This window comes from Pseudomonas sp. 2hn (assembly GCF_019646095.1).
Taxonomy (GTDB): Bacteria; Pseudomonadota; Gammaproteobacteria; order Pseudomonadales; family Pseudomonadaceae; genus Aquipseudomonas; species Aquipseudomonas peradeniyensis.
This window is the reverse complement of the sequence record NZ_CP081016.1, coordinates 4,324,717-4,337,608: the sequence shown is the minus strand read 5'-3', so window position 1 is coordinate 4,337,608 and position 12,892 is coordinate 4,324,717. Positions and strand designations below refer to the sequence as shown.

Annotated in this window: 13 protein-coding genes and 1 pseudogene; all 14 read left to right on the top strand. The window is 56.4% G+C overall.

The window, feature by feature from the left end:
* Positions 1-540: pseudogene (gene rfbC / locus K2O50_RS26970) on the top strand (dTDP-4-dehydrorhamnose 3,5-epimerase); the annotation flags it as partial.
* A gap of 96 nt (positions 541-636) precedes the next feature.
* Positions 637-984 (top strand): FdtA/QdtA family cupin domain-containing protein, encoded by a 348-nt coding sequence (locus tag K2O50_RS26965; protein ID WP_259470177.1) that lies wholly within the window; start codon positions 637-639, stop codon positions 982-984.
* The gene (locus K2O50_RS19625) at positions 971-1,645 is read left to right on the top strand and encodes an acetyltransferase (RefSeq protein ID WP_052896356.1); all 675 of its coding nucleotides are present in this window, start codon (positions 971-973) and stop codon (positions 1,643-1,645) included. The genes K2O50_RS26965 and K2O50_RS19625 overlap by 14 nt, the downstream gene beginning before the upstream one ends.
* A 151-nt stretch (positions 1,646-1,796) precedes the next feature.
* Complete coding sequence (locus K2O50_RS19620; protein ID WP_050704617.1) at positions 1,797-2,732, top strand: GNAT family N-acetyltransferase; 936 nt, start codon at positions 1,797-1,799, stop codon at positions 2,730-2,732.
* Positions 2,729-3,829: a DegT/DnrJ/EryC1/StrS aminotransferase family protein gene (locus K2O50_RS19615; protein WP_050704618.1), complete on the top strand. Its 1,101-nt coding sequence runs from the start codon at positions 2,729-2,731 to the stop codon at positions 3,827-3,829. Before K2O50_RS19620 ends, K2O50_RS19615 begins: the two co-directional genes overlap by 4 nt.
* Before the next feature lie 171 nt (positions 3,830-4,000).
* Positions 4,001-4,300: a glycosyltransferase gene (locus tag K2O50_RS19610; protein ID WP_050704619.1), complete on the top strand. Its 300-nt coding sequence runs from the start codon at positions 4,001-4,003 to the stop codon at positions 4,298-4,300.
* Between the two features lie 4 nt (positions 4,301-4,304).
* A complete protein-coding gene (locus tag K2O50_RS19605; protein WP_162232954.1) occupies positions 4,305-5,504 on the top strand; it encodes an O-antigen polymerase in 1,200 nt (399 codons plus the stop codon).
* Positions 5,505-5,520: 16 nt separating this feature from the next.
* On the top strand, positions 5,521-6,657 hold the full coding sequence (locus tag K2O50_RS19600) for an NAD-dependent epimerase/dehydratase family protein (RefSeq protein WP_050704621.1): 1,137 nt from the start codon (positions 5,521-5,523) through the stop codon (positions 6,655-6,657).
* 8 nt (positions 6,658-6,665) lie between these two features.
* A complete protein-coding gene (locus K2O50_RS19595) occupies positions 6,666-7,232 on the top strand; it encodes a serine O-acetyltransferase (RefSeq protein WP_218188888.1) in 567 nt (188 codons plus the stop codon).
* Complete coding sequence (locus K2O50_RS19590; protein ID WP_050704622.1) at positions 7,229-8,221, top strand: hypothetical protein; 993 nt, start codon at positions 7,229-7,231, stop codon at positions 8,219-8,221. Before K2O50_RS19595 ends, K2O50_RS19590 begins: the two co-directional genes overlap by 4 nt.
* Complete coding sequence (locus K2O50_RS19585) at positions 8,218-9,153, top strand: NAD-dependent epimerase/dehydratase family protein (protein ID WP_050704623.1); 936 nt, start codon at positions 8,218-8,220, stop codon at positions 9,151-9,153. Before K2O50_RS19590 ends, K2O50_RS19585 begins: the two co-directional genes overlap by 4 nt.
* 39 nt (positions 9,154-9,192) lie before the next feature.
* Positions 9,193-10,212 carry a glycosyltransferase family 4 protein gene (locus K2O50_RS19580; RefSeq protein WP_050704624.1) on the top strand — a complete coding sequence of 340 codons (1,020 nt, stop codon included), beginning with the start codon at positions 9,193-9,195 and terminating at the stop codon, positions 10,210-10,212.
* A 91-nt stretch (positions 10,213-10,303) separates the two neighbouring features.
* Positions 10,304-12,292 (top strand): nucleoside-diphosphate sugar epimerase/dehydratase, encoded by a 1,989-nt coding sequence (locus K2O50_RS19575; protein ID WP_050704667.1) that lies wholly within the window; start codon positions 10,304-10,306, stop codon positions 12,290-12,292.
* Positions 12,293-12,539: 247 nt separating this feature from the next.
* Positions 12,540-12,875, top strand: coding sequence for a ComEA family DNA-binding protein (locus tag K2O50_RS19570; RefSeq protein ID WP_050704625.1), 336 nt, complete (start codon positions 12,540-12,542; stop codon positions 12,873-12,875).
* Positions 12,876-12,892: the final 17 nt, after the last annotated feature.

Genomic DNA, 12,892 nt, shown 5'->3' with positions numbered 1-12,892 from the left:
TTGAGATTTACGCAAACCAGCATTCCAGAAGTAGTGGTGATCGAGCCGACAGTTTTCGATGATGACCGTGGCTGGTTCATGGAGAGCTTCAACGAACCTCTCTTTCACAAGGCATTGCGCGGGATGGGCTTGCCGGTTCCTCGTGCCTTCATTCAGGACAACCACTCCGTCTCGAAGAAGGGGGTCGTGCGGGGGTTGCATTTCCAGCGTCCCCCTCATGCCCAGGGCAAGTTGGTGCGGGTTGTGCGGGGGGCTGCGTGGGATGTTGCGGTGGATGTTCGCAAAGATTCACCGACCTATGGTCAGTGGGTGGGCGTCGAGCTGAGTGCAGACAACCGCAAGATGCTGTGGATTCCTGAAGGCTTTGCCCACGGTTTCATCGCCTTGGAGGACGATACCCATTTCCTCTACAAGACCACCGATGTCTACCACAAGGCAAGTGAGGGTGGCTTGGCATGGGACGACGCCGACCTGGCGATTCAATGGCCCCAGGCGGGCGGGCTGATAGTCAGTGCCAAGGACCAGGAACTGCCGTCTCTGCGAGATTTCGAAGGGGTTGACGTACCGGATGCCCAATCGGGGATCTCCGAGCACGATTTCAGGGTCATAGGGGATGAGCGCGGGAGTCTGGTCTCGTTGGAGGGGGCGGGTAACGTACCATTCGATGTGAAGCGCGTTTACTACATCTTCAAGACCCAGCCGGATGTCAGTCGAGGTTTTCACGCCCATCGGGACCTCCAGCAGATGGCCATTTGCGTGTCCGGAAAGTGTCGCATGAGCCTGGATGATGGTGTCACACGACGTGATGTCTGGTTGGACGCTCCAAACAAGGGACTGTTGATCAAGAATCTAATCTGGCGCGAGATGCATGATTTCAGTGATGATTGCGTCTTGATGGTCCTGGCCAGTGGTTGCTACGACGAGTCTGATTATATTCGTGATTATCCAACCTTCCTCAAAGAGGTGCAGCGTGGAAAAGAATAAGAAATTAGTGATTGTGGGTGCAGGTGAGTTGGCGATGATTGCCTACGAGTACTTCACCTATGATTCAACCTACGAGGTTGTCGGCTTTGCCGTCGAGCGTGAATATCTCGATGAAAGCACCCTGTATGATTTGCCTATCATCGCGCTCGAGGAGGTCGTCACGCACTTTCCGCCAGCGGAGCACGAGGCGTTCGTGGCGATCCCTGCCAGCGGGCTCAATCGCCTGAGAACCAGGCTTTACCATGTGGTAAAAGAGTTGGGCTATACCTGTGCCACTTATATCAGCTCCCGTGCATTTGTGTGGCGTAATGCCAAGATCGGTGAGAACTGCTTTATTTTCGAGCACAACACTGTTCAGCCGTTCGTTGAAATTGGCAATAACGTAATTCTCTGGAGTGGTAATCATATCGGTCACCGTAGTGTTATCGAAGATCATTGCTTCTTGTCATCCCATGTGGTGGTGTCGGGTTATTGCCGTGTTGGAAGTTCCACTTTTATCGGGGTCAATGCGACCATCAATGATCGTATTGAAATCGCCTCTGATTGCGTGATCGCTTCCGGCTCGCTGGTGAATAAGCATCTACAGACCCCGGAGCGCATCTACTACGGAGCTCCCGCCCAAGAGCTTCCCAAGAAAAGCGCGCTCAAAGTCAAGTTTTAGGACGTCTCATGAATTGGAAGAAACTCGGGCGCGATGATCAAGCCATTCTGTGCTACCCACGACGGTCCACTGTGAAAGATCACATCTATTGCTTCTGTAACGGCAATAACATGGACGCTGAAGGCTTCGGTGTAGTGGAGTTGCTGCAGTCATGAAGTGTGTTGCCTACAGCAGTGAGTATCGACAGGCTTGGGATGAGTGGGTCGCGTCATCGCGGACCCCGCTGTTCTTCTTCAAGCGTGACTTCATGGAATATCATGCAGACCGTTTCCAGGATGCCTCGTTCATGTTCTATGACGAGGATAAACTGGTTGCGGTGTTCCCCGCGTCGCGCCGTGATGGAGAAGTAGTCAGTCATGGTGGTTTGACCTTTGGTGGCATGTTGTATAACGCCAAGGTGCGTGCCGACACCGTCATCACTTCGTTCCAGGTATTGCTGGACCGCCTGAGGGAAGATGGATGCACGAAGTTGCTCTATAAATCCATCCCGCACATCTTCGCCGATCAAGGCGCACAGGAAGATCTGTTTGCGCTCACCCAGCAGGGGGCGCAGCTGGTGCGCCGAGACCTGTCGAGCGTCATCCACCTGGAGAACCGGCCCAAGCTGTCCAAGGGGCGCAAGTGGCTGATCGCGCGTGCGGCCAAGTTCGGCCTGGAGAGCTCGGACTCTGACGACTGGCAGGCATTCCATGATCTGCTCAGCGAGGCCCTTGAGCGCCATGGCGCCGAGCCTGTCCACAGCGTGGCCGAGTTGCGACTGCTGCATGAGCGATTCCCCGAAAATATAGTACTGAAGTCTGTGCTCCATGAGGGGCGCATGATTGCTGCGGCATTGTTGTTCCGCTTTGGACGAGTGACCCACACCCAATACCTTGCGACCAACGACGAGGGCAAGGAAGCGGGCGCTCTGGATGCACTGATCGAAAAGTGCATCCAGGACAGCGCAGCACGGGGAGAAAAATTTTTCAGTTTTGGCATTTCCACTGAAATGGGCGGTAAGGTCCTCAATTCCGGTCTGATCAATCAGAAAGAAAATTTTGGCGCCCGTGGCATGGTTCTGGATTTCTACGAGGTCGACCTAAAGTGATCAGCTTCCTTGATTTGAAAAAGCTCAATAGCGTGTATGCCGAGCAGTTGCGTGAAGCCTGCGCCCGGGTGATCGATTCGGGCTGGTTCATCGGTGGACAGGAACTGGCGAACTTTGAACGAAGCTTCGCTGAATATTGTGGGGTGGAACACTGTGTCGGTGTCGCCAATGGCCTCGATGCGCTGACGCTCACGCTTCGCGCCTGGAAGGAAATGGGTAGGCTCGAAGAGGGTGACGAGGTCATCGTCCCGGCCAATACCTACATCGCAAGCGTCCTCGCAATCACCGAGAACCGGCTCAAGCCAGTGCTGGTGGAGCCAGATCCTCAAACGTTCAATCTGAGCGCCGAGGGCGTACAGGCGGCGCTGACCGACAAGACTCGGGCGGTTGTCGCCGTGCATTTGTACGGTCAGATGGCTGACATGAAGGGCATCATGGCCCTGGCCGATCAACACGACCTGCTCGTGTTGGAAGATGCTGCGCAGTCGCACGGTGCAAGTATCGATGGTCGGCGGGCAGGAAGCTGGGGTCATGCGGCCGGCTTCAGCTTCTACCCGGGGAAGAATCTAGGCGCCCTGGGCGACGCAGGTGCGTTGGCGACTCATGATGAGGCGTTGGCGAAGATGGTGCGTGGTCTGGGTAACTACGGTAGTTATCGCAAGTACGAGAACGAGTTCCAAGGCGTCAATAGCCGCCTGGACGAGATCCAGGCGGCCATGCTTTCCGTCAAGCTCGTACATCTGGATCGGGAGATCGTGGCGCGGCGCAAGGTGGCCACGGCCTACCTGGAGGGCATAGACAACCCAGGCGTACGCTTGCCTCATCTGAATGCCCCGGAGCAGCATGTCTGGCACTTGTTCGTGGTCCGTTGCGAGCGCCGCGAGGAACTCCAGCGTCACCTGCACGACAGTGGTGTGCAGACATTGATTCACTACCCGATCCCGCCGCACAAACAGCAAGCGTATAGCGCGTTTGGAAACTTGTCCCTGCCGTTGACCGAGGCCATTCACCGGGAAGTGCTCAGCCTTCCGATCAGTCCTGTCATGAGTGAGGATGAGGTCCAGGCAGTTGTGCGAGCGGTGAACGCATTCGTTTGAGCGCTTTGCGCAATGATCGGGGCGCTTGCCCCGATCATTCAAGAGTATTGGCTGCTGCTGGTGGTGAGCTATACGATTTATTCTTTCTTCTGCGCCTTTGTGGCTGCTCGTTACATTAAAAAGATGTAAACCGGCAAACGGCGTCATACTAGCTAAGGAGTACCCCGCGTAATGGCAATGATCAGTGTCATGATGCCGGTTTGTAAAGTAGAAAAATATATCGCTGCGGCTCTTCATTCGCTTCTTCCGCACGTTAACATCGTTGTGGCCGATGATGCATCCACTGACAGCACAGCGCCGATCATTCGCGATTACGCTGAGCGCTATCCTGACAGGGTCAAGGCAATTTTCGATGCGCAGAACGTAGGGGTTGCGGCAGCCTGCTTCAACCGTTACGTGCCGGATGGTCGATGGCTCATGGGAGCGGCGACCAAGCGCTTGAAATATGTGCTCAAGCGGATGGCGGGCTGAGAACATGGGTAATCCTGTCGTCATCTTCGGATCGGTTTGGGGTGGAGTGTTATTGCTCTATTCCTTGGGCGCTACCTCCAATCTTGTGCCATTCAATGTGCTGGGCCTGAGTCTGGTGCTGCTCAATATGCTGAGCATGGGCCTGTTCTATTTGCTGATGGTGGCAGGTCGTCCGATTCCTCGCATCAGCCCCACTCAAGCATTGGACTATCGGCAGGCTGCAAAGACCTACGCGAAGATCCTGTTCGTTCTCTGGTTTTTAGGCACCTGTTTCGAGATTTACGTGCAACGGGGTTTTCCGCTGTACTGGAACTGGGTCGGCGATGGCCGACTGTACACGGATTTCGGCATTCCTTCGTTCCACGGGATCATGAATGCCATGTACCTGCAGTTGGTGACGGCGCTGGCCTACCTGTATTTCGTGCGGCCACGTCGAGTGATTATCTTCATGCTGCTGTTGCTGGCGTGCTGGCCTGTACTGATGCTCGGGCGGGGTATTCTGCTCAGTGTCGTCGTGCAGATCACCGCGGTATTCTTCCTGATGCGCAGGCTAAACCTTAAAGTTATCTTTGTTTTGCTATTGAGTGCACTCGCCGCTGTTTTCCTTTTTGGTTATGTCGGGGATTTGCGTCAAGTGGTGAATCCGTTTTTCTACTTGGTTGAGCCGCCCTACGTCGACTTCTTTTCTGCGCTGCCCAGCGGTTTCCTGTGGTTCTATGTTTACATGACCTCGGGTATGAGTAACATGTTTTTCAATATTGAAACCGTGCAGCCTGCCTACGGTTTTGGGTATTCGCTGTATAATCTGCTGCCTAGCGCTATCAAACTTTGGCTCGGCTTTGATGGGCGTAATGACCTGTTTGTCTTTGTTGATAACAACCTGAATGCGGCAACCTTTTATTCAGGCTATATTTCCGACTTCGGTGCGGTCGGTGCGTTCTTTCTCGCGGCCTTCGTGCAGTTCTGTTGCTGCTTGGCCTATGCGGTAGCGCGAAAGAGGCGTCCATGGGGGGTCTTTGCCTACGCCGTGGCATTCCAGATCTTAATATTCTCCATTTTTTATGATATGTTTTTTATTTTGCCGGTACTTTTCCAGTTCGTTCTGGCAATCCTTTTCTTTAGCGCTTGTCGACTCAAGCGCCTACTAATAACGCCAGCGGCGAAGCAACTGGCCGAGCGCGCTGATAGTCCGCGGACGTACTGAGTTTCAGGAGATATACATGTCGCAACACGTTCTGGTCACTGGTGGTGCAGGTTTCATCGGGTCCCATCTCATTCCGAAATTAGTGGCATGTGGCCATCGTGTTCGGGTGCTGGACTCTCTCTCGGCGCAGATTCACGGTACGGTCCCGCGTGACCTTGAGTGGTTGCAAGGGCCGGGCATCGAATTCATTCGCGGTGACGTCACTGTTCGCGAGGATTGGCAGCGTGCCCTGCAAGGTATCGATGCGATCGTGCACCTGGCTGCGGAGACCGGAACTGGGCAGTCAATGTACGAGATCGCTCGCTACAACGAGGTCAACAGCCAGGGCACGGCGCTCATGTTTGATGTACTCGGCAAGCTTGGCGAGCACCAGGTCAAACGCGTCGTCCTGTCCTCGAGTCGTTCGATCTATGGTGAAGGCGCCTATCTTCACCCGACCACTGGTGCGCGCGCGTATCCAGGTGCACGGAGCGCGGAGCAGTTGCGCGAACAGCGTTGGGATCCGGTGTGCAGCGAGACCGGAGCGGCATTGCAGTTGGTCGCCACGCGTGAGGACGATCTGATTTCGCCAGCCTCCATCTACGCGGCAACCAAGTACGCCCAGGAAGACCTGGTGCGTATCGGTTGTCAGGCCATGGGCCTGGGCTACGCGATTCTGCGCCTGCAGAACGTCTATGGCGAGCGTCAATCCCTGAACAATCCTTACACCGGCATTCTGTCCATCTTCTCTACCAAGATCCGTCGCGATACACAGTTGCCTCTGTTCGAAGACGGTGAAGAGAGCCGCGATTTTGTTCATGTGGATGATGTTACCGACGCGCTGCTGGCTTCGGTGACGGTCGAGAAGGCGCCTGATACCGCGATCAACGTGGGCAGTGGCTTGGCCACATCGGTGAAGGAAGTCGCTTCAGAGCTGTCTCGCGCTTTCGGTAAAACGCCGAATGTCGCGGTGACCGGGCAGTTCCGCGTCGGCGATATTCGCCATAACTATGCCGACATCGAGCGCCTGCGCACGCTGCTTGGTCTCACTCCCAAAGTATCCCTCAAGGAAGGCCTGCAGCGCTTTGCCAAGTGGGTCAGCAGTCAGCCGCTTCCCGAAGATCAACTGGAGAAAGCCAATCGGGAACTTCGTGAACGCAAGCTCATGAACTGAGGCGCACCGTGAAATTGGATGATATCGGATTGGCCTCACTTCTGTTGGCCGATGCAAGAAGACACCGCGCCCTGTTTGGCGCCGAACCCAATGTATCGCGGCTTCGGTTGAGCCTGGGCATGCTGTCCCCAAGGTTCGCGCCTGTCTTGCTGTATCGGCTGGCTCACGCCTGCCAGCGTGTCCACCTGTCGCCATTGGCCAAGGTGTTCTCGCTGTTGAATTTCATGGTCTTCGGTATCGAGATCGCGGTGTCGTGCCGGATCGGCCCTGGACTGTTTTTCCCGCACACCCAAGGCACCGTGATTGGCGCGGTGAGTATCGGCAGCAATGCCGTTATTTATCAGGGTGTGACCGTTGGCGCCCGGGACCTGGACTTTACCTACGACGAAGCTCATCGACCCGTCATCGGCAATGATGTGATGCTGGGTGCGGGGGCCAAGGTTCTGGGGGGGATTCGCCTGGGTGATGGAGTAACGGTGGCCGCCAATGCAGTCTTGCTCATGTCGGTACCGGACAACGCGGTAGCCGGAGGAATTCCGGCAAAGATCTTGAAGCAGCGGGATGAGCAGGCGTGAAATTATCTCTGTCAGACAAGAAAGTCCTGCTGGTGGCACCGCAGTTCTTCGGGTACGAGCAAGACATCCGCAGCGAATTGGAGCGGCGGGGGGCCAAGGTTGATTTTCTGCTCGACCGTCCTTTTGCGTCGGCGTTTCTCAAAGCGTTGACACGTTGGCGTCGGCAGTGGGTTATCGGAGCCGCGCAGCGTTATTACCAACGCCACACAGACGTGAACGCGGATTACGATTATGTATTCGTGGTCAATGGGCAGACCCTGTCCAGTCATGTTCTGGAGCAATGGCGGGAACAATTTCCGAACGCCCGTTTCTTCCTCTACATGTGGGATTCGTTCGGCAATCGCAAGGATGTAGTCGCCAACTTGCGTTATTTCGATCATGCGTTCACGTTTGACCGTCAGGATGCGCTCGACCATGGCATTCACTTCCGGCCGTTGTTCTTCTCCAGCGGCTTCGAGAACCCTCGCGTGGCCGAAAAGCAATGGGACATCAGCTTTATCGGCACGGCGCATACCGATCGCTATTCCATCGTCTCGAAGGTGTCAGCGGGGCTGGCGCCATCAGTTCGTCGCTACTGGTATCTCTACCTGCAGGCGCCTTGGGTTTTCTGGCTTTACCGACTGATCAATCCTGGCTTCAGGTCTGCTGAAAAGTCGTCGTTCCGCTTCGATCCGCTGACAAAGGCCGATGTGCAATCGGTATTCTTCGGTTCCACGGCTGTCCTTGACATTGAGCATCCCCAGCAGACGGGGCTGACCATGCGTACGTTGGAAACACTCGGTGCGCGCAAGAAACTGATCACCACCAATGCCAGTGTGCGGGCTTACGATTTTTTCAACGAAGACAACATATGTGTCATCGATCGAAACGCCCCGATCGTGCCCGCAGGTTTCCTCGAAGCCGCCTATACGGATGTGGATGCAGCGATCTATCAGCGCTATCGGCTTGAAGGCTGGTTGGATGAAATCCTTGAAAAGGAGTGTTCATGAAAGTTCTGGTGACCGGAGCAAGCGGTTTCATCGGTCAGGCGGTATGCCGTGCGTTGCTCGATCGGGCAGACCAGGTCATTGCCTTGGTGCGTTCTGATTGGACTCTTCCTGGCGTGGAGGTGGTGCGGGGTGATCTGGACGACGAGCCTGCTCTCAGGAAGGCGCTGGCTGGGGTTGATTGTGTGGTTCACCTGGCTGGTCGTGCTCATTTGCTCAACGATTCGGCGGCCGACCCGTTGGCTGAGTTTCGCCGGGTCAACCGTGACGCCACGGTTCGGCTTGCGCAATATGCGCGTGACGCGGGTGTCAGGCGATTCGTGTTCCTGAGCTCCATCGGGGTCAATGGCTCACATACTGAAGGCCGACCTTTCGATGAACGCAGTGATGTTCGGCCTCACGCGCCGTATGCAATCTCCAAGTTGGAAGCGGAACAGGAACTGGCGGACTGCCTGGCGGGCTCTGCCACCGACTATGTGATTGTTCGTCCACCGCTGGTTTATGCCGCTCACGCCCCAGGGAATTTCCAGCGCTTGCTGAAACTGGTGGCAAGCGGTATGCCTCTGCCGTTCGGCCTTGTACGCAATCGGCGAAACATGGTGTCGCTGGCCAGCCTCGTGGATTTCATTCTGCTCTCTACCGAGCGGCCCGATGCGGCAAACGAGTGTTTCCTGGTCGCCGATGACGAGGCAGTGAGCACGCGTGACATTGCTGCTTGGCTTGGCGAGGGGATGCAGCGACGAGTCGTGAACCTGCCTGTGCCCGAAGCGCTGCTTGGCGGCCTGTTGTCTTTGGTTGGCAAGGCATCGCTGCGCACCCAGTTGTGCGGATCGCTGGAAATCGACAACCGCAAGGCCCGCAGTCTGGGGTGGGTGCCGCGGACATCGGCACGCCAGGCGTTGGTTGCCACCGGGCAGGACTATCAGCGTGATTGAGATTTGCGAAGTGATCATTGTATCGACCAGGTGTTTCTAATGGATGTTTGGCTATTTACCCTACCGTTGATTGCAGGCGTCTCCCTGATTGTCACTGGGCTGCTGCGCCGTTATGCGCTTTCGCACAGTTTGATCGACGTACCTAACGCCCGGAGCTCGCACACCCAACCCACACCGCGTGGCGGAGGTGTCGCGATCGTCGTCAGTTTCCTGCTGGCGCTACCCGTTGCCATGATGCTAGGGCTGCTTGGCTTCGATGCAGGCATAGCCTTGCTAGGCAGTGGGGCATTGGTGGCGATCATCGGGTTCATGGATGATCATGGACATATCGCGGCCCGTTGGCGGCTGCTCGGTCACTTCATCGCTGCTCTTTGGGCGCTCTACTGGTTGAATGGTTTTCCTCCGGTCAGCCTGTTGGGCATGGAGCTGGACCTGGGGTGGGCCGGTATCGTATTCGCCGCGCTGTACCTTGTATGGATGCTCAACCTCTACAACTTCATGGATGGCATCGATGGACTCGCAAGCGTGGAAGCCTGTAGTGCGACGCTTGTCATGTGTATTATCTATGTAGCGGCAGGCCATGTGCAGTTGGTCTGGCCTGCACTGGCGCTGGGCTTGGCTGTTGCCGGATTCCTGTACTGGAACTTTCCTCCAGCGCGGATCTTCATGGGTGATGCCGGGAGCGGTTTCCTGGGTATCACGCTGGGAGCGCTGTCGCTGCAGGCAGCATGGGTCGATAGTCGCCTGTTCTGGGCCTGGCTCATCATCCTGGGAGTGTTCATCGTGGACGCGACGCTGACGCTGATCAGGCGTCTATTGCGTGGACAGAAGGTTTACGAAGCGCACCGTACTCATGCCTACCAGTACGCCAGTCGTCGTTTCGGCCGGCATCTGCCGATCACGCTCTCGGTACTGGTTATCAACGCGGTATGGTTGATGCCGATCGCATGGGCCGTGGCTTGCCTGGGGCTCGACGGTTTGGTCGGGGTGCTGTTGGCCTATGTGCCCCTGGTGCTGCTCGCACTTCGATTCGATGCCGGGAAACCCGAAGTGCGGTGAGCGACGGTCTCTCTCTTCAACGGGCGCGGTATTGCCGCCATGCGGCTGACAAGGCCGCTTCAAAGGATAAAAAGTGATGTTTGACGGAGCGATGGGCAAGCTTAGATCCTATCTTCTGGATTTGCCCCGTGGCAGTAAGCGCCTGATTCAGGTAGCAGCCGATATCGTGCTGGTTTGGCTGGCCCTCTGGTTGGCATTCGCCTTACGTCTGGGGCTGGACGAGATGGGCAATCCGATCACCACGCATCCCTGGTTGTTCATCGCGGCGCCTGCCCTCGCCATCCCGCTGTTCATTCGCTTCGGCATGTACCGCGCGGTAATGCGTTATTTCGGCAATGACGCGCTCGTGGTCATCATGAAGGCGGTAAGCCTGGCATCGCTGTTTTTGACGCTGGCCCTTTACTGGTACAGCAACCGTAATGCGGTGGTGCCGCGCTCCATTATCTTCAACTACTGGTGGCTCAGCCTCATCATGATCGGTGGGCTGCGTCTGGCGATGCGCCAGTACTTCCTGGGGGACTGGTTCGCCGCCGCGCGCCATGTGCCTTTTTCCAATCGCGAAGATGGCTTGCCCAAGGTAGCTATTTACGGAGCGGGCGCGGCCGGTAACCAGCTGGTTGCGGCATTGCGCATGGGGCGGGTGATGCGGCCGGCGGCGTTTATCGACGACGATCCCGCGATCACGGATCGGATCATTTCCGGCCTGCAGGTATACAGCCCCGGTGATATCAACAAGCTCATAGATGTCTGTGGCATCCAGGAAGTGCTGTTGGCGGTACCGTCCGCCACGCGCGCCCGGCGCCGGGAAATACTGGATTACCTCGAGGGCTTTCCGCTGCACGTGCGCAGCGTTCCTGGCTTCATGGACCTGGCCAGCGGTCGTGTCCAGGTCGATGACATCCAGGAAGTGGATATTGCCGACCTGCTGGGGCGAGATGCGGTTCCGGCTCAGGAGGCACTGCTGGAGCGTTGTATCAGCGGCAAGGCGGTGCTCGTCACGGGTGCTGGCGGCTCGATTGGTTCTGAATTGTGCCGACAGATTCTTTCATGCGGACCGACCACGCTCTTGTTATTCGAGCACAGCGAGTACAACCTGTATTGTATTTTGGGCGAACTTGAGCGCCGTATCGCTCGAGAATCCCTGTCCGTGCGACTGGTGCCAATTCTAGGATCGATTCGAAACCCTTCCCTGTTGCTGGACGTCATGCAGAGCTGGCGCGTCGACACGGTCTATCACGCTGCGGCTTACAAGCACGTACCCATGGTGGAGCACAACATTGCCGAGGGCGTGCTGAACAATGTGATAGGCACCTTGAACACCGCCCAGGCTGCCTTGCAGGCCAGGGTCGCCAATTTCGTGCTTATCTCGACCGACAAGGCAGTGCGTCCCACCAATGTCATGGGTAGCACCAAGCGCTTGGCTGAAATGGTGTTGCAGGCATTGAGCAAGGAGCCTGCACCGGTGTTGTTTTCGGACAGCACGAATGTTGCCCAGGTGAACAAGACGCGTTTCACCATGGTTCGTTTCGGCAATGTACTCGGCTCGTCTGGCTCGGTCATTCCTCTGTTCTATCGGCAGATCAAAGCGGGGGGGCCATTGACGGTGACCCATCCGAAGATCACGCGTTACTTCATGACCATTCCCGAAGCCGCTCAGCTGGTTATCCAGGCCGGTTCCATGGGGGTCGGCGGGGATGTTTTCGTGCTGGATATGGGGGAGCCGGTCCGTATAGTCGAGCTTGCAGAAAAGATGATCCACTTGTCCGGCCTGAGCGTGCGCTCGGAGAAGAACCCCCTTGGGGAGATTGCCATCGAGTTCACAGGCCTGCGTCCAGGCGAAAAACTCTACGAGGAACTGCTGATCGGTGAGAACGTGATTCCGACGACGCACTCGATGATCATGAGCGCCAATGAAGACTACCTGTCTTGGGACGTGCTCAAGGTGAAGATTGCCGACCTGATCGCTGCCATCGAGAAAGACGATTATCCGCGGGTTCGACAGTTGCTTCGCGAAACGGTCAGCGGATACGCGCCTGATGGCGAAATCGTCGACTGGATTTATCAACAGCGACGGGTCTAGTGTCCTGTGGAAATGCTTGCCAGCTTTGTAGGAAGCAGGGAAGGGCTGGGTCGGCAATAGCGCCACAACCCGCATGAAAGGATCGTGGCGCCGTCTCTTCCAATAGGGACGGTTGGGATGGGGGGATTGCCCTGCTTGTGCAGGTCAAATCTTGAAAACTTTGATTGCGCCAGTGTTTCTCCGGATGCGCTAGGTTTTCGGGGCAGCCACGGAAATGCTGCCCCATCCCGCCACAGGAGTGAGCATCATGCGCAATACCATCCTTTCTTACCTCTTCCTACCGCTTTTTGCGGGTTTCTCCGTTTCTGCTTCCGCTGCACCCACATCCGCCGTCAACTCTACGCCAGTGGTAGTCGCGGCAGAGTCGGAGGGTAGCTTGAAGTCCCAGAGAGTGGATCTCAATGCTGCGGACGCCCCGACGCTGCAAAAGGAACTGAACGGCATCGGCAAAGCCAAGGCTGAAGCTATAGTGGCCTATCGTGAGGCTCATGGTCCGTTTGAGACTGTAGATGAGCTGCTGGAGATCCAAGGGATCGGCAAAGCATTGCTTGAACGCAATCGTGAGAAATTGACGGTCGAGTAGGCACGGGCGTATCCGGC